Annotated in this window: 19 protein-coding genes, 1 pseudogene and 1 riboswitch; of the genes and pseudogenes, 11 read left to right on the top strand and 9 right to left on the bottom strand. The window is 37.2% G+C overall.

Going from position 1 to position 19,984, the window contains the following annotated elements:
* Positions 1-101: 101 nt before the first annotated feature.
* The 3 genes and pseudogenes from MKY77_RS15650 to MKY77_RS15640 form a co-directional block, all read right to left on the bottom strand.
* Positions 102-269, bottom strand: coding sequence for a serine protease (locus MKY77_RS15650; RefSeq protein WP_339146763.1), 168 nt, complete (start codon positions 267-269; stop codon positions 102-104).
* Positions 270-290: 21 nt separating this feature from the next.
* A complete protein-coding gene (thiC, locus tag MKY77_RS15645) occupies positions 291-2,081 on the bottom strand; it encodes a phosphomethylpyrimidine synthase ThiC (RefSeq protein WP_339146762.1) in 1,791 nt (596 codons plus the stop codon).
* Between the two features lie 147 nt (positions 2,082-2,228).
* Positions 2,229-2,343, bottom strand: a riboswitch (TPP riboswitch).
* Between the two features lie 568 nt (positions 2,344-2,911).
* Positions 2,912-3,749: pseudogene (locus MKY77_RS15640) on the bottom strand (alpha/beta hydrolase).
* Positions 3,750-4,543: 794 nt separating this feature from the next.
* On the opposite strand from MKY77_RS15640, the gene MKY77_RS15635 reads away from it, so the two are divergent.
* A complete protein-coding gene (locus MKY77_RS15635; RefSeq protein WP_339146761.1) occupies positions 4,544-5,596 on the top strand; it encodes a hypothetical protein in 1,053 nt (350 codons plus the stop codon).
* 398 nt (positions 5,597-5,994) lie between these two features.
* Here the strand turns inward: MKY77_RS15635 and MKY77_RS15630 are convergent, their stop codons facing one another.
* The gene (locus MKY77_RS15630; RefSeq protein ID WP_339146760.1) at positions 5,995-6,858 is read right to left on the bottom strand and encodes a DUF421 domain-containing protein; all 864 of its coding nucleotides are present in this window, start codon (positions 6,856-6,858) and stop codon (positions 5,995-5,997) included.
* 102 nt (positions 6,859-6,960) lie between these two features.
* Between MKY77_RS15630 and MKY77_RS15625 the strand changes: the two genes are divergently transcribed.
* The 4 genes from MKY77_RS15625 to MKY77_RS15610 all read left to right on the top strand — a co-directional run bounded on the left by MKY77_RS15625 (position 6,961) and on the right by MKY77_RS15610 (position 9,758).
* Positions 6,961-7,317, top strand: coding sequence for a DUF4363 family protein (locus MKY77_RS15625; protein ID WP_339146759.1), 357 nt, complete (start codon positions 6,961-6,963; stop codon positions 7,315-7,317).
* Between the two features lie 127 nt (positions 7,318-7,444).
* Complete coding sequence (locus MKY77_RS15620) at positions 7,445-7,957, top strand: CBO0543 family protein (RefSeq protein ID WP_339146758.1); 513 nt, start codon at positions 7,445-7,447, stop codon at positions 7,955-7,957.
* Positions 7,958-8,282: 325 nt separating this feature from the next.
* Entirely contained in the window at positions 8,283-8,864 is a 582-nt protein-coding gene (locus tag MKY77_RS15615) for a TetR/AcrR family transcriptional regulator (RefSeq protein ID WP_339146757.1), read from the top strand.
* A 447-nt stretch (positions 8,865-9,311) separates the two neighbouring features.
* Positions 9,312-9,758, top strand: a complete 447-nt coding sequence (locus tag MKY77_RS15610) for a carboxymuconolactone decarboxylase family protein (protein WP_339146756.1) — start codon at positions 9,312-9,314, stop codon at positions 9,756-9,758.
* A 423-nt stretch (positions 9,759-10,181) separates the two neighbouring features.
* On the opposite strand, the gene MKY77_RS15605 is transcribed toward MKY77_RS15610, so the two are convergent.
* From MKY77_RS15605 to MKY77_RS15595, 3 genes are read right to left on the bottom strand one after another with little or no spacing between them, the layout of a single operon-like run.
* Positions 10,182-11,267, bottom strand: coding sequence for a GerAB/ArcD/ProY family transporter (locus MKY77_RS15605; protein ID WP_339146755.1), 1,086 nt, complete (start codon positions 11,265-11,267; stop codon positions 10,182-10,184).
* Positions 11,268-11,300: 33 nt separating this feature from the next.
* A complete protein-coding gene (locus MKY77_RS15600; protein ID WP_339146754.1) occupies positions 11,301-12,398 on the bottom strand; it encodes a Ger(x)C family spore germination protein in 1,098 nt (365 codons plus the stop codon).
* Positions 12,399-12,414: 16 nt separating this feature from the next.
* Positions 12,415-13,878, bottom strand: coding sequence for a spore germination protein (locus MKY77_RS15595; RefSeq protein WP_342515376.1), 1,464 nt, complete (start codon positions 13,876-13,878; stop codon positions 12,415-12,417).
* Positions 13,879-14,556: 678 nt separating this feature from the next.
* Between MKY77_RS15595 and MKY77_RS15590 the strand changes: the two genes are divergently transcribed.
* The gene (locus tag MKY77_RS15590) at positions 14,557-14,970 is read left to right on the top strand and encodes an Rrf2 family transcriptional regulator (protein ID WP_339146752.1); all 414 of its coding nucleotides are present in this window, start codon (positions 14,557-14,559) and stop codon (positions 14,968-14,970) included.
* A gap of 117 nt (positions 14,971-15,087) precedes the next feature.
* Positions 15,088-15,798: a nitroreductase family protein gene (locus tag MKY77_RS15585; RefSeq protein ID WP_339146751.1), complete on the top strand. Its 711-nt coding sequence runs from the start codon at positions 15,088-15,090 to the stop codon at positions 15,796-15,798.
* 66 nt (positions 15,799-15,864) lie between these two features.
* Here MKY77_RS15585 and MKY77_RS15580 read toward each other — a convergent pair whose 3' ends face one another.
* Both MKY77_RS15580 and MKY77_RS15575 read right to left on the bottom strand, forming a co-directional pair.
* A complete protein-coding gene (locus tag MKY77_RS15580) occupies positions 15,865-16,056 on the bottom strand; it encodes a hypothetical protein (RefSeq protein ID WP_342515375.1) in 192 nt (63 codons plus the stop codon).
* Positions 16,057-16,083: 27 nt separating this feature from the next.
* Complete coding sequence (locus MKY77_RS15575; RefSeq protein ID WP_339146750.1) at positions 16,084-17,589, bottom strand: BCCT family transporter; 1,506 nt, start codon at positions 17,587-17,589, stop codon at positions 16,084-16,086.
* A 154-nt stretch (positions 17,590-17,743) separates the two neighbouring features.
* Between MKY77_RS15575 and MKY77_RS15570 the strand changes: the two genes are divergently transcribed.
* From MKY77_RS15570 to spoIIIAC, 4 genes are all read left to right on the top strand, one after another.
* Entirely contained in the window at positions 17,744-18,025 is a 282-nt protein-coding gene (locus MKY77_RS15570) for a YqhV family protein (protein ID WP_339146749.1), read from the top strand.
* 77 nt (positions 18,026-18,102) lie between these two features.
* Positions 18,103-19,035 carry a stage III sporulation protein AA gene (gene spoIIIAA, locus MKY77_RS15565; protein WP_339146748.1) on the top strand — a complete coding sequence of 311 codons (933 nt, stop codon included), beginning with the start codon at positions 18,103-18,105 and terminating at the stop codon, positions 19,033-19,035.
* On the top strand, positions 19,032-19,547 hold the full coding sequence (gene spoIIIAB / locus MKY77_RS15560) for a stage III sporulation protein SpoIIIAB (RefSeq protein ID WP_339146747.1): 516 nt from the start codon (positions 19,032-19,034) through the stop codon (positions 19,545-19,547). Before spoIIIAA ends, spoIIIAB begins: the two co-directional genes overlap by 4 nt.
* 227 nt (positions 19,548-19,774) lie before the next feature.
* Positions 19,775-19,978, top strand: a complete 204-nt coding sequence (gene spoIIIAC, locus MKY77_RS15555; RefSeq protein ID WP_060666334.1) for a stage III sporulation protein AC — start codon at positions 19,775-19,777, stop codon at positions 19,976-19,978.
* Positions 19,979-19,984 lie beyond the last annotated feature (6 nt).

The raw sequence follows: 19,984 nt of genomic DNA, 5'->3' as shown, positions 1-19,984 counted from the left end.
TATTAAAATTTTATACAAAACTTAAATATAGCGGTCTTATTAATATGCAAAATTATATTGCCATATCATACATAAATTAAAAGCCAACTACATTTTATTTACTAATAATATAAAACATTTACTTTATTACACTTGATACATTTTACATGATGTTGATTTCCTTTAAAATGATGATTACAATTTTGCTGGATCTCTTTTAAACTTTTCTCCAAAAAAGCAAGGCGAGTTTTGAGTTGATTAATTTCTTCTTCAATTTTTTCGACCTTCACCCTTATAACCCCCTAAGAAAGTTACTGATATATGTTACTACCAGATTGCTTAAACTGTTCAGCTTTTTCCTTCATACCTATTTCAATAGCTTCCTTCGTATCAAGTTCTTTTTCTTTTGCAAAATTACGAATATCTTGAGAGATTCTCATACTGCAAAATTTAGGTCCACACATAGAACAGAAATGTGCTGTTTTTGCACCTTCAGCAGGTAAAGTTTCATCATGATATTCGATGGCACGTTCAGGATCTAAAGATAAATTAAACTGATCCCTCCAACGGAATTCAAAACGAGCTTTTGATAAGGCATCATCTCTTTTATGTGCTCCAGGATGTCCTTTTGCCAAATCAGCTGCATGTGCGGCAATTTTATAAGTGACAACCCCTACACGAACATCGTCTCTATTAGGTAAACCTAAATGTTCTTTTGGTGTTACATAACAAAGCATCGCTGTCCCATACCAACCAATCATTGCAGCTCCAATAGCAGATGTAATGTGATCATAACCAGGAGCAATATCAGTCGTAAGAGGTCCAAGTGTGTAGAATGGCGCTTCCTGACACACTTCCAGTTGTTTATCCATATTTTCTTTAATTAGGTGCATCGGTACGTGCCCTGGCCCTTCAATCATCACCTGTACTTCATGCTCCCATGCGATTTTTGTTAGCTCTCCAAGAGTCTCTAATTCTGAAAACTGTGCTTCATCATTCGCATCTGCAATAGACCCAGGACGTAAACCATCCCCTAAAGAGAATGCAACATCATAGGATTTCATGATTTCACAGATTTCTTCAAAGTGAGTGTATAAAAAGTTTTCTTTGTGGTGGTGTAGACACCATTGTGCCATGATAGACCCACCGCGAGATACAATACCTGTTAAACGTTTAGCTGTTAACGGGACATATCGCAAAAGAACACCAGCATGAATGGTGAAGTAATCAACACCTTGCTCTGCTTGTTCAATTAAGGTATCACGGTAAACCTCCCAGTTAAGATCTTCAGCAACACCATTTACTTTTTCAAGTGCTTGATAAATTGGAACAGTGCCTACAGGAACCGATGAGTTACGAATAATCCATTCCCTTGTTGTGTGGATATTTTTACCGGTTGATAAATCCATAATATTATCAGCACCCCAGCGTGTTGCCCAGGTCATTTTTTCAACCTCTTCTTCGATAGAAGATGAAACAGCAGAATTGCCAATATTAGCATTTATTTTCACATGAAAGTTACGGCCAATTATCATGGGCTCTGATTCTGGATGGTTGATATTAGAAGGAATAATCGCTCGACCTTTTGCAATTTCTTCACGTACGAATTCAGGTTTCATATTTTCTCTAATTGCGATAAATTCCATTTCAGGCGTGATAATTCCTTTTCTAGCATAATGAAATTGTGTAACATTTTTCCCTTTTTTGGCCCGTAACGGTTTCCGCTTTAAACCAGGAAACACGTTATGATTAGTGCGAGGGTCGTTTTCATCTTTATAACCATTATCCTCAGGCTTGATTTCACGACCATCATATTCCTCAACATCGCCACGTTCTTGAATCCATGAACTACGAAGGGCAGGAAGACCTTTAGTAATATCGACAGAAAAATCAGGGTCTGTATAAGGTCCGCTAGTGTCATACACACGTACAGGAGGATTTTCCTCTTCTCCAAATGTAACGGTTGTCGGGCTTAACTCGATTTCACGCATTGGAACTTTAATGTCAGATCTAGAGCCTGTTACATATACTTTTTTGCTACCTGAAAAATTAGACATGATGGAAATACTTTGTTCGTTTAATGAAGATGTTGACTTTGACATAATAAATCTCTCCTTTTTTGAATTCAAGGACTAGATATAGAACACAACAAGAGGAAAGCTTATAAAAGCTAATGAAGTACATAAAAAAGCCGGTGTCCAATAAATGGTTGGACCCGGCTAATATGTATACAGAAGTAGTAGTAATATTAATGACGCTTCTAACTTCCCCACGCTGGTATGAACCAGATCAGGTCCCAAGAGTCAAGAAACTTCAACGTGTTTCTCTCTCAGCCCAACTTTTTGGACTCCCCTAGTTATTATTATTCGATTTGATATTAGTATACAGGTGACTTCGTAAAAATAAAAGGAATATTTAAAAAATGGGTCGGAAGGATGAGAGTGGGAGAAGTTGCCCTTTAGAGTAGTTTCAATATTGATGCAGTTAAACATTTTACTCCGATAGGGAAGATATTTTTAAAGAGAAATCTGGTAAAAGTATCGTAATCGGAGGGTTTAATAGAGTGCCCTTTTGAATTTCAGGTGATATTTACTAAAAACGATTTTCAGTAATCGGTCGCATACGGAGTAGTCGAGGGTTATCATAGCAGTCCTCTTTCTCTGTAAATAGCTCAATTTAAGAGTATACAGAGACACATCTTTTATTCCGTTTATAAGGGCGCAATTGTGAAGTAAAGGAAGCCCAAATTCTCGTTTATAACACTGAGAAATTAGGCTTTTAATAGGGATATCTATAACATTGTAAATCCATTTTCCTGAAGCTCCCCAAAATTATTTATCTATCCTTTTAACTTTTTAAATTAAAAAGGTTTATTAAAATTAGTGAAAAACAGTACAAAAAAAAGCAGCCGTCATACTTATCGAATTATTCTTTATTGCGAACTAAGCTCTACAACTGAATTTATTATTTGAGGCCAGTCTTCACTATGAATCTCATGCCCTGATCCATCAAGAGTTAATAATTCAGCATGAGGGATGGCTTTCGCAAGAGCAAGCCCGTGCTCATATGGCAGAGCTGGATCTTCTGTACCATGAATAATAAGCACAGGTACGCTGATCTCACCCATTCTATCGAAATACACGTCTCCGCCTTGCAACATGGCATGATTAAATCTGCTCGGTAGCTGTTTGGCGCGATTCGCCTCTCTTTCTGCGAGTTTATATATTCTTTCCTGTTCATAAGGTTTGGAACCGACTATTCCATCCATCCGCAAGATAGGAAATGGCCGCCTCCCGATTTGCCCAATCTATGGAAGCACTCTTCGCATGGTGATCCAGTATGCTCTGATCCATTGGAGGCAGCTTTTCCATTTCAGTCCCGAACACACTTGATGCCATTAGTGTAAGCGTAAATACGCGGTCCGGATATCTCAAAGCAAGAATCTGTCCGATCAGACCGCCTAGGGACATACCAACGATATGTGCCTGCTCTATGGAATAAGCGTCTAGGACACCTGCTGCATCGTCAGCCATGTCCGTTATTGTATAGTTGGAGGTACCCGGCTCATAAATGGTCGATCGTCCCACATCCCGATGATCGTACCGAATAACAAATCTCCCCTGATCAGCGAGACGGAGACAGAAGTCTCTATCCCACCAGTCTAATGAAGACATTGCTCCCATGATCAAAAGCACAGCAGGGTCATTAGAGTTTCCAAAACTTTCTGTACATATATCCACTTTATTTATTTTCAGTATCTGTTCTCTCATGTTTTTACCCCCGAATTATTTATTATCTAATCGCCGGTACTATGGCGCAGATCAATAACCTCTTTCTGGAGCATGATTGGCCTGCCCCTTTAATTATCGCAGTCGAACCCACTTGATAATCATGACGAGGCCTCCTTTTAAATGTTGTTATATAGAAAGGGAATCATTCCTATATTAATCACTATAACATGGGGTCATTTCCTTTTCTACCAGAATTTTCTTGCGCTTTTTCTCATATACTTCTATACAACTATTCCTTTTAATTCTAGGTAGGTGAAATATATGTTTAATCGCGAGTACATATAAAACTAAGATATATTGGAAATGGTTTCTAATTAGTTAATTGATAAGGCTCTTTTCTCAAAGATTGTTGCTATTTACTTGTAAAAAGTCGGCAATTGGACTTTTTACTGCTATCAGACTCTATAAAGTGCAAGTAGTTTCTTCAGTACAGCCGGGAAAAGAGCACGACAGTAGGGAAGATAACAGACGGTTTAAAAATTCGTAAAAGCAACAAAGTTTACGAAAAGAGCCATTGATAAAGACGCCATTTAAATTATTCTATTAAGGGCGCAATTCTGCAGTGCCCTTTGAATAAGGGAAGTACTTTTTCCTGTTAAGGGTCACATTACGAAACAAGGAATAAATTGTAATGGGAGGTTAATTTAGGAATAACGCGATGTAAAAATATTAAGATCCTTTTGGAAGGTTAACCTAATTAATTTTAAAGGGTTACTATATCTTGAAGTATGACATTTTAATTATTATTATGAAAATGCTTTAGGGAGGGTGAAATGGAACCGAAAATAAATATCAATAATTCAACACATTTTACCTGGCTGTCACGTTGGCCGCAGTGGACTGGGTATGCAGCTGCTCTATGGTCCCTACTATACGGGTTACTCGGGCTGTACTGGATATTAGGTGGCAACGGATTTCCTTTCGGTAAAAACGATTCACGAGCAGAAATTATGGGATCATTTTTATCAAATCTTAATGTTGATGTCGGGGGACCAGTCATTGCCATAGCTGGATTGGTAGGTACAGTGGTAGCTATAGCGATGATAAAGACATGGGGAAGTCGTTTTCCTCGTGCAATATTTCTCTCCTTTGCTTGGATAATGAGTGTGACGCTTATATTTATAGTTCCAGATTCACGAATTGTGCAGAACTTTGCTTATTTGTTTTTGCTTCACTTTGATCTTCTGGATTGGAGAGTTATTAATCAAGTTTTTTGTATGGTTGGTGGGTTCATATGGGGTGCTTTTGCCATAGCATATTTTCGTCTTACACAGAATGCTTGTGGCAATTGTGGCCGGAATGACGCTACAGAAGGATCATCAGTAAAAGCAAAAGCAAAGTGGGGAAAGTGGTTTACCTATTTAGCCGTTATTATGGCATTGCCATACGGTATTGTTCGATGGGCGTGGGCTTTAGGAATTCCTTTGGGGACAAACGACTTATCAATGGTTGGGAATGAAGACAATGTTATAGTTGAAGCCATACTGGGAGGATTATGTATTGGCGGTGGAATTCTAACTCTTGGACTTATTCAGAGATGGGGAGTGATTTTTCCACGGTGGTGTTTTTTTCTAGCAGGTAAACAAATTCCAATTTGGTTTGTTATGGTTCCTGCAATGTTGATGTCGGCCATGATCACGATTACGGGGCTAAAGCTCAGTCCACAAATCATACTTATGATGGTTAATGGCTCAATTACCAATGAAAATTGGGGACAATTTGTTCCTTTTTTGTTCTGGTTGCCATGGGGAATATCTCTAGGGATAGCAATTTTAGCTTATTATTTAAAAAGGCGGGGACGATGCAAGCATTGTGGAAAACTTTAACTCATTATTTTAATGGTCATTTAACAAAAATAAAATCAAATGTGGCGAATTAAGATTACTTATAGAATGTATAAATGAGAGTTTTTATTTTCCTTCACTTTACTATTCGGTAATATTTCACTATAGGGCGCGATCCTTAAACAAGGATCAGCGCTATTTTTCATTTTAGGGGCATATTCTTAAATAACACTTGGTTAGCTTAATTGCACAATCATGAAAAAAGAAATGTACTTAAAGTCCCCGGTTTAGAAAAAGAAGGTATTACGTTATTCAATAGAAAGAGCTTCCTATCCCTTATGGTCATTATATTCAGTAGAGTTAGGACAAAAATCACCGTCAATTTATTTACGTGAATTATCGTCAATAACACTTTTAATTATATGAAAAGACTGTGTACATTACTCTTTTAAATAAACGGACATATCGTCAATTAACTTATCCATTTGTTTGGCATGCGTTTGGTACATTTCTTTTGCTTTCGTATTTTCTGTTTGCAGGGAAAAATTCATTAAATTACTCTGAAGTTGCTTAATATTAGCCGTTACTAATAGTTTTTGCTTAATTTTAGGCATATCTGCTTTATCGTTATAAAAGTCAACATAAACATTTCCCATGGAATCAATTTGCGCCAAAAATACATCTGAAAAACCCTTTGCACCCTGCTTCATGATTTCCCCCAACAGCCATTCATTCGTATAACCGTATCTACTCAAACTTTTTTCCATAACACTTCCATCAATGATTACAATACGTGGCTGGTGCTCTTGTTCTACTATCAACCCGACATCTTTTGGGGTTAAGGGTTGATTGTTTGTTTTTTTCATGACACTTATTTGTCCACTTACCTCCATGATAGCTGTTTCAATTTCAGATAGTTTAAATGCACCTTTTTGCCGTAGGTGTATCATCAGTTCATCGACTGTTAAATCTTCCTTTTTTAAATTTTCTTCAAATACCTTTCCATTCTGTATCAAAACGGTCGGCTTTCCTTCTGTAAGTTTACGAAAGCGAAATGATTTTAATTCAATCTTAGAGACAATCATCGGTAGGGTTGCCCAAATAATCATCCCAAAAATAAAATTTGACATTCTTACTTCCGTACCGAAAGTTAACTCAGCCGCTATTCCCCCGATAGCAATACCAACGATATATTCATAATACGTCATGTCTACAATATGTTTCTTTCCCATAATTCGGGCTAAAATAAACAATAAAAAAAATCCGGCAAGCCCTCGGATAAATACAAGACCTAATTCATTCATCTAGTTCACTCCTAATTCCAATAAAATATTATACTTTTCCATTATTGGGAAAGCTAATACTAAACATACTGAAAATGGAAAAATATTTAAGGAGTGTTTATTGTGGTAGTACTAAGTAGATCTTTCGGAATCATTATTATTCTAATTTTAATGACAACAGGATGTAGTAATGTAACGATAACTGAAAAAGATGAATTGCTTTTCTACAAAATTGATGAGTTACATGACTACATTGATGACGAACAATGGGAGAAAGCATTAAAAAACTTAAGTGAATTTCAGAAAAGTTATAAAAGTCGAAAGTGGAAGTTGCAACTTTTAGGTGTGTTAGAAGATTATAAAGAAATTGAATTGGAAATGGAACAATTGAAAGAAAATATAAAAGAAAAAGAAGAATTAGAGTGTAAAATCGGGTTACTCCACATTAAGCACCGGATGTATATCATATATAATCTGTGAAGTACCAAACTCTACCTCTCGATATTATATTCTATTGAGTAAAAGGCCCTTCAATTTATTAATAATGTAATATAAATCGGAAATATTGAGACAATAGAGGTAATTTTTTTAATTAGGAGGGGATTATATGTTCATGATTATACGAATAATCCTGTGGATATTTGCTGCATGGCGATGGGGGGATTGGCGGAATTGGAAGAAGTACCAATCTACCATCTTGTTTTTCATCTTACTTGATTTATTATATAATTTTCTAACATATAATTACACGTTGTGGCAATACGAGCCTACCTCTCTTATACCTAATCATACTTTGAACAATATGATCGTGATGTTTATATTTTATCCTTGCATTGTACTTATCTATCTAGGTCGATATCCATCTGGTAAGGTCAAGCAAGGTGCCTGGATTATTTTTTGGGCAGCATTTTTATCTCTCATTGAATTTATCAACAACAAAGCGGGCCTCATAACCTTTCATAATGGTTGGAATATAAAGTGGTCTATATTTTTTTATCTGTATTCATTGCCCATATTAAGACTTCATCATAAAAGACCATTACTGACCTATGTATTGGCAGTATTGATAACTATAGGGTTGTTATGGATATTCAAAGTTCCCATAAGTAAAATGAAATAAGTGCCGGTTCTTATCTGTATGTCTTGATATTGATTGAAGCAACTTAACCTATTTCCGTTTTCTAAAATTTTCACAAAGATCCCCTTTATCCATTTAGGTGAAGGGGATCTTTCCTTTCTTATTGAGGTTGAGTGAAAAGGTCAAAATCTGACTATAAAGGTAATGGCGGGCTAGGACCAATTATTCCCAATCAAATAAAGGTCGCAAGTTCTGCCAGGTGAAACACTATTCTCCTATGTTGCACACTGCTGATACTTGACACAAGTATGCCTAAGTAATATCATTAAAAAAGACCGATTGTTCTTTTTTTGGAGGAAGTGGTATTTTGAATAAAGGAAAAAAAACTAGAACACACATCATAGAAAAGTCATCTGTATTGTTTAACATAACTGGTTATAAAATGACCTCAATTTCAGATATTATGAATGCGACTGGCCTTAAAAAAGGTGGGATATATAATCATTTTGAAAACAAAGATACATTGGCAAAAGAATCTTTTTCGCATTCAAAAAACTTATTAAAAGAAAAATACTATGAAGCAGTTGCATCAAAAGACACAGCCTATGAACAGCTTGACGCTTTTATATCCATCTTTTGTTCATTGTACGAAAATAATATAGTAGTAGGAGGGTGTCCACTAATGAATGCTGCCATAGAAGCAGATGATTCGAAAGTGGATTTTGAGGATTCCATAAAAGATGGCTTCTCCGGAATATTAAATCTAATTCAGAGAATTATTGAATATGGACAAAAACAGAAAGACATAGACAATGACTTAGATGATCAACAATTAGCTATCTATATTCTCTGTTCTTTGGAAGGATCCTTAGCATTAAGTCGATTGTTTCAAGATAAGTCTTATTTAGAATCTGTTATTAAACAGATTAAGTCCACACTATTCCGATAGACATCCATTTTTACAATTATTTTCGAAAAAAAGAGACCGGATCAGTCTTTTTTTTATCTGAACTTAGTGCTGTTTAAGACGTTCCAAGATACCGGTGAGGAGAGGGAGAGTAATACAAAGTTTTCTTTGAGGTTACCCAGGAAAATTCTTTTTCCTTTTGCATTTTGCTCTCATTATTCTTAACATTTTCATTACGCTTATCGCCAGCTATGTTTTGAAATATTCTAAATTCATTCACATCATTGTTCACATATAAACCTATCCTATGAAAAAAATGTCTAGATAAAGAGATGTTTGAAAACATCTATAATTGAACGTTCGATAAATTAAATTCTATTTAGGATGAATGAAAAATCCAATTATGTGTATCAAAGTTTAAGATTCATACTTTATTACTCCCATACATTGGGGAGAATACAGTTAAATAATTCTAAAGGGAGATGGCTTATGACTCAAAGAGTTGCCTATTATGAAGTTGCTGCTGATGCTATGAAAATTATGATGGATATGGAGAAATATACAAAAAATACAAAGATTGAACGCAAACTTCGGGAGCTTATAAAGATCCGTGCTTCTCAAATTAATGGGTGTGCATTCTGCATTAACATGCATACATCCGATGCTAGGAAAATGGGAGAAACTGAACAGCGAATTTATTGCCTGAACGCTTGGGAAGAATGCGAATTTTATTCGCCGAAAGAAAAAGTAGCCCTAGAACTTACCGAACACATCACTCTAATTCCAACCAAAAAAGTACCGAATAACCTATACAGTCGTGTCCGGGAACATTTTGATGAGAAACAATATGTTGATCTAGTATTGATTATAAATCAGATCAATAGTTGGAACAGAATATCAATTGCAATGGGAAATACAGCCGGTAAAGATAATTAAAGGGGTTGCACCTATCCAAACAGAATTTAATCCTTCCGTGGTAAAACTCCCGTATTCGCAAGTGGAATTTTTTAACATACCTACTATTCGTTAACAATATTGAACAACTAGATTTTATTATATTAAACCAATTAGGTCAGACAGATAAGTTGTAATTTATACTTCCTAATTGCTTCAAATGGTACACAGTTGTTCAAAAATAGATGCTTGACTCAGCAAAAGCATAGTTTGCCGAGTCAATCCATCATATAAATTAACATGTAATCATCTTGCTCGGGTGATCTCCTCACAGTCGAGGTGACTGAGACTGATGTTTATCAAACTAAAGCTAGAATAAGTACATCTTGCAAAATATCTTCGAGACATGGTTTATGCGTTCGCAGGTAAGAACTAATCAGCAATAGCGAATCATTATGTTGGGAGCTAAAATTTCTTTAATCGTGTAATGAAAAACATGATAGGAATATAGATATAAAGAAAATACATTCCCATAGTTGAATGATAATCTGTTAACAGGCGAATACTCTTGTAATCCTTTACGAATAGACCTGCAATCAGCATTCCAATGAGAAAAATCAAGAGGCTTGTACGCCGCTTAGTATTGAAGGCGTTCATCATTCCTCGGCTCGCTACCCAAAGCCCGAGAGAAATGTTTGCCAAAATTTTGATCAACCAAACCGATATCGCTAAATATTCTAATCTTTGCAGAATAGGTACTTGTATGATTTTAAGCATAGTGAGCGTCGGCCATAGAAGATGAAGATTATAGTCTACACCGAAAAACATCAACGTTATGAGCGTTGTTAACAAATAGAAAGAGGTTATAAATAGCACAGTGAGATGTGCCCATTTTTGCGATCTTTCTGGAGTTTTTATAAAAGGGTAATAGACAAGGATCGCTTCAAACCCCATGAATAAATAAAGTGTGCTCTTGAACGAGGAGAGGAATTCGGGCATTGAATGGTCATTGAATGACATGAGGTTCCGTGGATGGAGATGGGGGAGTAGCAAAAGTATGAACGGAATGACTATTAAATATGAAATCACCATTCCCCAGAAACTAAGTCCGGTAACGCTTCGAAACCCTCCAGATACCGTATAATATATAAGTAATAATAATACGATCCCCATAAGTAACGTATTCATTTCTGGAAAGACCCAAACTTGAACAACCTCATTATAGGCACGAAATTCAATAAAAACCCCTATGTAAAAATAAAGAATAATTGCTACATTTATTGTACTCCCAAGTATTTTTCCAAAACATAAAGTATTAATATGGGTAATATCAATCCCTTCTTGTTTTAGGAGTAGAATCTTGTAGATCATCCAGATAATCAAGTGAATACTTATTCCCAACAGAAGGACAGTCATCCAAGATTCATTTCCCATTCTTTTGACAAGGTTGTGTTGGAAGTTCAATATACCTACACCGACCATGCTGACATATATTAAAAATACAATGAAGAATGGTGATATTTTATATTTTTCATCAATCGGATTCTTCATAAATAATCGATCTCCCTTTTAGTATCAACTGATTTATTCTGTAGTTCCTGATTGATTTATTGTGACGTTAACACGTAAATGTGTATTGATTTCTGGATACATTTCATTTAGTTCTTTAGAATTCAAATCCTTAGATTTATGTTTAATTAAGTCCCCGAAACCGACAGGATCCACATTATTTTCCTGTAAAGAAGATAGTAATTTTTGAATTTCTTTTTCAAAATGGAGTTCCATTTTTTTTTCGAGTTTAGCTACCTTATCCTTTGACTTTAATTCGGCTAAATCTGGGATTTCCTCCACTCTGACATTCATTTCTAATCGGATGGAAATGGAGGGAGGGAATTCTTCCATTTTTACATTCTTAGACACTTTTGATTTGTTAATATGAATTAAAATTTGCTTCTCATGACCTTCATTTAATGATTCTTCTGTACCTGGAACCATATAACTCCCAATTTTAGAGTTTTTAAGAAGCAAATTTAGTAAAAATGCTTCTTCATTGTTAATATTAATTATCTTCTTATCCTTTTTAAATAAAGCTAACCCATCAATCTTTACTTCTCCTTGTTCCTCCTTAAAAAATGGAAGGAACATATCGCGTCCTTCTCCATAATAATTGATTAATGCTTCATGTAGATTCATCTTCGGTAGATTACCGTTTTTAATATTTTGTTCGACCATATAGGATAAAAAAAAGGGCTCTCCTGAATTTTGTATTATATCCAATAATTCTGCTGCGTTACCCTCTGCTACTCCGAGTTGAAGCATTGAAGGGATTTTTGGATCTCGAGTCAAACTTTGTAATTGATCTCCAATTCCCTTTTCTGAATAGTCATTTCCTAATAACACCATTCCCAATTGACCTTTTTCAACTTGATGTTTTGTCCTACGGCTTATTCTTGGAATGAGATCATAATTAGAACTGGAAACAGTATCTATCAGTTTGAATTCTGTATCCCCCATTGCCTTATAGCGAGGAATGAGAACCGCCCCCTTATAGCTTTTTCCATCAATATCAATACTAAGGATTTGGGGGAGTTCAATATCATCAACCACTTTCTGCTTGGGAATACAACCAGGTAAACATGTGCTCAAAACGATCATCAAAGTAATAAATGTAGTCTTAGCCATAGTTGGCTTACTCCTTCTATTCATTAGTAAAGTCCTTTTTTAATTTATCTGTATTAATAACGTATCTTAAAATAGAGCTAGATCTTAAATACCCTGGTCTTTTATTCAGATTTTTATAAGAAGAACGTATAAAACTATCCCCCCAATCATTCATTCTTAGTGGAAATAAAGGAACGGTGTAGGGAGCACCCAATGATTTTAATTGAGTTAGATGGACGAGAATGAAGGTTATGCCAATAAACATTCCAATTCCTCCCCATAGTGACGAAAGGATAATAATTGGAAAGCGTAGAAAACGAATGGTGTTAGACATCTTAAATAAGGGAGTCGTAAACGAAGCTAACGCAGATAGAGCAGTAATAATAATGAGGATATTACTTGTTAATCCTGCTTCAACCGCTGCTTGACCAAGTATAACGCCACCTACAATACCCAATGTTTGGCTGATTTTAGTAGGTAATCTTGCACCTGCTTCTCGAAGGAACTCGATTGTTACCTCTAAAAATAAAACTTCAATTACAGGCGGAAAAGGAACGTCCTGCCTAGAAAAGATAAGTGGACCAAGCAAATCCATTGGAATGACTTCGTAATGATAAGTAGTTAAAACTAAATACATTGATGAGGCAAATAAAGAGAAAAGCACTCCGAGAATACGGATTATTCGAAAAAATGATCCTAAAACCCAGGGTAAATAATAGTCCTCCGGGGAGATGAAAGAATCAAATATGCTTGAAGGCCCAGTAACAAAATAGGGGGAACCCTCACATGTTATGGCTACCTGTCCACTGATCAGTGAATATACTACACGATCTCTCCGTTCTGTTGAGAGGAATATTGGGAAAGGAGACTTAGAATTGTCTGAAATAATTTGCTCCAGCTGAGATGAATCAAACACAACATCAAAATCCATATCGCATAGCCGTTGTTCAACAGTCTCAATATATTGCTTATTTGTTACTCCTTCTATATAAATAATTGCGACTTTGGTTTTGGACACTGTACCAATAGTAAAGTCCTTTACAATCAAATTTGGAATGTTTATTTGAGCTCTCAGCAAACGTATGTTAGTACTAATATCTTCTACGAACCCTACTTTTGGACCAACAACACTAAATTCATTTTCAGTATCATTAGTTTCGCGCATCCCTTTTTTGGTAGACATGTTAACTAAAACATACTTGTCTATATGGTTATTATTGAAATGGATGGCTGCATATCCTTTAAGTACTTTTGATTGTATATCCTGGAACTTATCAGTAATCTCTATATCGTCAACCGAAATCCAGGTTAACAAGTCCTCCAATTTTTTTAGTTCAGAATCCAAAGCGCGGTTTTGTATTGCATGAATTACTTGTTGCTGAAGAATTTTTTCATCAATTAGAGTATTGAAATAGGATATACTAATGTCTTGATTGGAGAGAGAAATAGTTGTCGTTTTAAAATCATAAGATCTTCCTGATAATTCTTTAAAATGATCCATATCCTTTATTTCCGTTAGCAATTTAAATCCTCTCTTTTTCCTGGAATGTCATTTGGTCAATTTAACTTAGAAATAGTAATTCTATTGTATTTTTAGTCATGTTCCTTTTAATTATGCAATAAATCCTACTGATGATAGTTATGTGTAAGGGAGCACTCCTATATTAATTTCTCTTTTGGAATGGAAAAGTTTTCTTCGAATAAGATAAGCCATTTTGTAATAATTGGTATTAATTAGATAGTAGACCATATAATTTACTTTATGATCAGCAAACACATCGGTCCAATTTTTTCTCTAGTTACAAAGGAAGGATCTTCGAGCTGCGAGGCCTTTAGGATTTATAGTAGTTTACATTTACTTGTTTTTTAGTAAAAGAAACCATCCATCCAAAATGTAAGCCAGTATTATAGGATTTCGCGTAGCATTATATCAGTTGATTCCATTTGCGGAGAAGATTTGAGTTGGTTTAAATGAATATGGTGACATTGAAAGACTTACAACACTTTGGCAGAAAAGTGAATTACCCTAATGGTTACTGTTGAGGCAGAGAATTATCTGGGAGCGATAATTGAATAAACTAATCGACTTTTGTATCCCTTGTCATCTACCCACTTCCTAAACACTTTGACTTTTTATGGGAGATGTTTCAGAATAAAGGGTAGATGAAGAGGTGAAACAATGAGTGAAAAGGTAACGAGTACAAAGTGGTTCAGTATGGCCATTCAGGCACTCGTGGTGCTTGCTAATAATGAAGGCCGATGTCCGAGCGGAGAATTGGCAGAGAAGCTTAATTCTAAATCTGTCTTTTTGAGAAAAATCTTAAGACATCTCGTCAAAACCGAGTTAATACAGGCTAAAGAAGGCCGTGACGGTGGGTATTTTCTTGTGAAAGACCCTAGTGAAATAAAATTGTCCGAAGTATATGATGCAATGAAAGCAGAAACATTTCCTAAAGGATTTTTTAATGTAGAAAGTAAAGAATGCTTTGCTGCTACTACGCGCGAATCCCTCTGTACACTCCGTGATGAGATGGAAGGTTGGGTCGTAGCTGGTTTGGAACAAAAGACCATAGCTGATTTAATGAAACGATGAAAAAGCGAAGCATTGCTGTTTCGCTTTTTTATTTTTTGTTGTTTAACTGTAGTTGACAAAAGAACAGTTAACAAATTATACTGTTCTTGTAGAAAATACAGTTAAAGGGGAATGATTATGTCTAATAATTCGATGAGCAAAGAAGAGTATTTAAATAAAGTAAAAGAAATCGATACAACGAAAGAAGCTCCAAAGCAGTTAGAGAATACAGACTTTCTGACAGTCGCAAAAGAACGCCGTTCAGTGCGTCAATATGATCCTGCATTCAAAATGGATAAAAGTGAAATCCTTGAAATTTTAGAAATAGCTACGTTAGCACCATCATCTAGCAATCTTCAACCATGGAGATTTTTAGTTATTGAAGATCAAAAAGAAAAAGAGCGTTTGTTGCCAATCGCCAATAATCAGCAACAAATTGTAGAAGCTTCCGTTGTCATTGCTGTGCTTGGAGACCGAGAAGCTTACAAAAATGCGGACCGTATCTATAGTGCAATTGCCGAAAAGGGAAGAATGCCTGAAGACGTTAAAGACATGTATGTTAACAGCATTCTTGATGGTTACGGGAACTTTTCAAAAGAACGCTTAGCGAAAATTGCTCATATTGATGGTGGACTTGTCGCTATGCAATTAATGCTGGCAGCAAAAGCCAAAGGCTATGATACAGTACCAATGGGCGGTTATGACGAAGCGCAATTCTTAAAAGCATTCAATGTTCCAGAAAACTATGAGGCCATTATGTTAATCTCTCTAGGTAAAGGATCCAAAGCTGGTTTTGAGAAAACACGTCTTCCTCTTGATGATGTTTTAACTTGGAATCGATTTGAATAAAAATAAGTACGCATTTTCTCTTTGGAGAATGCGTACTTTTTGTTTTCCCTATTATTTCATGTCTGTCTATTCATTGATTTGTTGTTGAACCTGTTGGATTTTCTGTTGAGCCTTTACAAGCTCGTCTATAGCAAAATAACATGCTTCTGACTCTGTAGCATTTGAACTGACTTGTTTTAAATGATGGTGTGCTTTATGAATGATATCTTGCGCTTCTTGTAATTCACTTTTAAAGTTCATAGCCATACTTCCCTTCATCAATGTAGTCTAATTAATTTTGAACACTCAACTCTCCTTGGTCTTCTTCAAAGGTACCTTTCCTTTAACCTCCAACCGAAAAGCTTTAACAATCGCAAAGGCCATCATTAGTAATACGAATGTCAGTGGAAAAGCACTTACAATGATAGCTGTCTGCAGCCCCTCCAATCCTCCTGAATACATCAACACTACAGCAGAAGTAGAAAGAATTAATCCCCATGTCAATTTTACGTAAAATGGAGGGTTGATATTTCCATTGGTTGTCTGCATTCCTAACACAAATGTAGCGGAATCCGCACTTGTGATGAAAAAGGTGGCAATCAGAAGGATAGTAATAATGGATAAGATTGTTCCGAAAGGCAGTAGTTTATAGACATAAAATAGAGCAGTTTCAAAGCTTTGGGCGGAAACCTGGGCACCTTCCATTAACTCCATATGAATGCCAGTCCCGCCAAAGACACTGAACCAGAATGCACACACAAGTGTTGGCACCAATAAAACTGCTATAACAAACTCCCGCACAGTTCGACCCTTTGACACCCTGGCTATAAACGTTCCGACAAATGGCGACCAAGAAATCCACCAAGCCCAATAGAAAATCGTCCACCCTTCAATCCATTCGGCATTTTCATTATTGAATGGAGCAAGGCGGAGTCCCATGCTCGGGAGGTTTTGGACATAGTCACCAAGTGTAGTGGTAAATAGATTTAATAAGAAAGTAGTAGGGCCGATAAACAGCATTGCAAATAGGAGAAGCGTTGCTAGAATCATGTTGGTGTTACTTAAATACTTGATTCCTTTGGACAGACCAGTTCCTGCCGAAATAAGGAATAAAACGGTCACAATTGCCATAATGGTCAGTTGGATGGCAAAATTATTTGGGATGTTAAACAGATAATTGAGTCCGCCATTTATTTGTTGCGCCCCAAGACCCAATGAAGCACAGACTCCAAAGACAGTGGCAAACACGGCAACAATATCTACAACTTTTCCGACCGTCCCATTTGTTTTCTCCCCTAATAGGGGGTACAACGTAGCGCTCATCAATCCGGGTGCATCTTTTCTAAATTTGAAATACGCGATGGAAAGAGCGATAGTGGCATAAATGGCCCAAGCATGAAACCCCCAATGTAAAAAGGTGTAACGAAGTCCTAATTTAGCAGAAGCTGCCGTACCACCCTCCCCAAGAGGTGGAGTGGCAAAGTGAGAGATAGGCTCTGCTACCCCATAGAAAACAAGTCCAATACCCATTCCTGCACTGAACAGCATCGCAAACCAGGTCAAGGTAGAGTAATCAGGAAGGTCCTTGTCTTTGCCAAGCTTTATCTTGCCGTATTTGCTGAAGATAAGAAACAGAGCAAATAAAAGAAAGAAAGTAGCCGCCAGCTGATAAAACCAGCCAAAAGCATTTAGAATGAATGAGTTTGCCTGATCCATTCCATTACTAAAGGGCTCGGGAAAAATAACCCCAACCAAAACAAACAAAGCAGCAATGATAACGGAAATCCAAAAAACTTTACCGATACCTTTCATGACATCCACACCTTTCCCGATTTAATCCTTTCGCTAGCATTCCCTCAATTCCCTCATTCCTTTCAAATTAAATTTACTTCTTCTTTCAACCTCCTCGGCATAGGTTGTACAAGATGCTCTAATTGTGCAACTGCAAGAGGGAGGACAAATTCCAATGAAAAAATTATTAAGCCACTTCGACCCGTCCGTTCTATCGATGGCAGGGATTCGAATCTTTTCTGGACTATTAGAAATTACCGCTGCCATTATTATGCTCAGTTTAAATGATGTAAAAAAAGCAATCGTGGTAAACTCGATGCTAGCGGTGGTGGGACCGCTGATCTTCATTTCCACCATGATGATTGGATTGATTAGCATGGCGGATGAAATCTCCTTTTCCAAAATGATTTACATTGCGATTGGAGTAGGGTTCATCTTATTTGGCATCTACAAATGAGAATTTGTATTCCGTTGTTATATATTGTCCACGCGCGCATACATTGTAAGTAACAAAAGGACAAGAAGGGGATATGTATGTTCGCAAGTATTACGGGGGTTTTGCCTCCAGATATATCAGGTGTGCTGGATACTCTCTTACCCCAAGCACAAGAAAGAGTAGAGGAAATACGAGTCCGGGTGAATCGTCCTTTGGAGCTGATTATAGATGGAGAACCCTACTTCCCCTCCTATACAGTTACTGCAACGGATGCGATCCATATTTTGAATAAAATAAGCAAGCATTCCATCTATGCCCTCGAAGAAGAACTCAAACGTGGGTATATCACCATCACTGGAGGGCACCGTGTTGGACTTGCTGGCAAGGTGATTACGGAAAAAGGAAAAGTAAAGGCAATCCGTGACGTTTCCTCATTTAACATTAGGATAGCCAAACAAAAAATCGGAGTGGCAACACCTTTACTGCCATACCTGTACGAAAAGGACAGATGGCTCAGCACGATGGTGATCGGGCCTCCACAAACAGGAAAAACAACGCTCTTAAGAGACTTGGCTAGAATCATGAGTTCTGGTTGCGAAAAAAAACACATTGCTTCATGCAAGGTGGGAATAGTGGACGAAAGGTCTGAAATTGCCGGCTGTGTAAATGGAATTCCGCAACATGATTTGGGACAAAGAGTAGATGTGCTCGACGGTTGTCCGAAGGCAGAAGGCATGATGATGATGATTCGTTCCATGAGCCCGGATGTCATTGTTGTTGATGAGATAGGAAGAATGGAAGATAGCGAGGCTGTCATGGAAGCTGTAAATGCAGGGGTGGGATTGCTAATGTCGGTTCATGCTTTTTCATTTGATGAACTACGAAGCAGGCCAAGTCTCAGGGAGATATTATCCATGCGTGCAGTGAAACGATTTGTAGAACTGTCGAGGAGCAACGGACCAGGCTCCATCAAGAGAATTGTGAATGAAGCGGGAGAGGAGATCTACCGGGAAGAGAGAGTGAGACGATGATCAAATTGATAGGGGCAGTTTTCATCATAGTGGCTACATCCTGGGCAGGCTTTGAAGCGGCAAGGCATCTGACGGAAAGGCCTAGGCAATTGAGACAATTAAAGGTTGCGCTGCAGTCGCTCGAAGCCGAAATCATGTATGGCCACACTCCACTTGCAGATGCCACTAAAAATATTGCCAAGCAATTGGAAAAACCTCTCTCCTGGTTTTTTGAAAGCTTCTCCTACAAGTTGGAGAAAGCCAGCCTCACAGTTAAAGAGGCATGGCAAGAGAGTTTGGAGGATGTGTGGAATACCACAGCTTACAAAAATGCAGAACTTGAAATCATGAAACAATTCGGCGAAACCCTTGGCCAACACGACCGCTACACACAACAAAAGCACATCCAGCTAGCCTTGACACATCTAGAACGCGAAGAACTCGAAGCCCGCGACAAACAAATCCGGTACGAACGAATGGTCAAAAGCCTCGGCGTCCTCTCAGGATTACTGCTGGTTATTTTGTTGATTTAGGGTTATAGAAGCTTTTTTGAAAGATTTATTTAATCGGGTAAATGGAGTTAGTTGATTGCAGGGGAAGTGGCGAGACTCCTGCGGGAGGAAGGGACATGGGAGACCCCGCAGGCGAATGCCGAGGAGGCTCCCGGACCGCCCGCGGAAAGCGATCCGCTGCAGCGATAATCAACGACCAACATTTAATGGAATACAAAAGCCATTCGTAAAAAATAGGAGGAGCGTCCATGGGCATTGAAGTAGACGTAATATTCAAAATCGCCGGCATCGGAATCGTCGTAGCCTTCCTGCATACCGTGTTAAAACAGCTCGGCAAGGAAGAATACGCACACTGGGTAACCCTACTCGGCTTTATCTATATTCTTTTCATGGTGGCAAGCATCGTCGATGACCTGTTCAAAAAGATAAAATCGGTATTCTTGTTCCAATGACAAAGG

This window comes from Sutcliffiella sp. FSL R7-0096, assembly GCF_038595065.1.
GTDB lineage: Bacteria > Bacillota > Bacilli > Bacillales > Bacillaceae_I > Sutcliffiella_A.
Note: the sequence above shows the minus strand (reverse complement) of the source record. Positions and strands in the feature narration are given on the sequence as shown.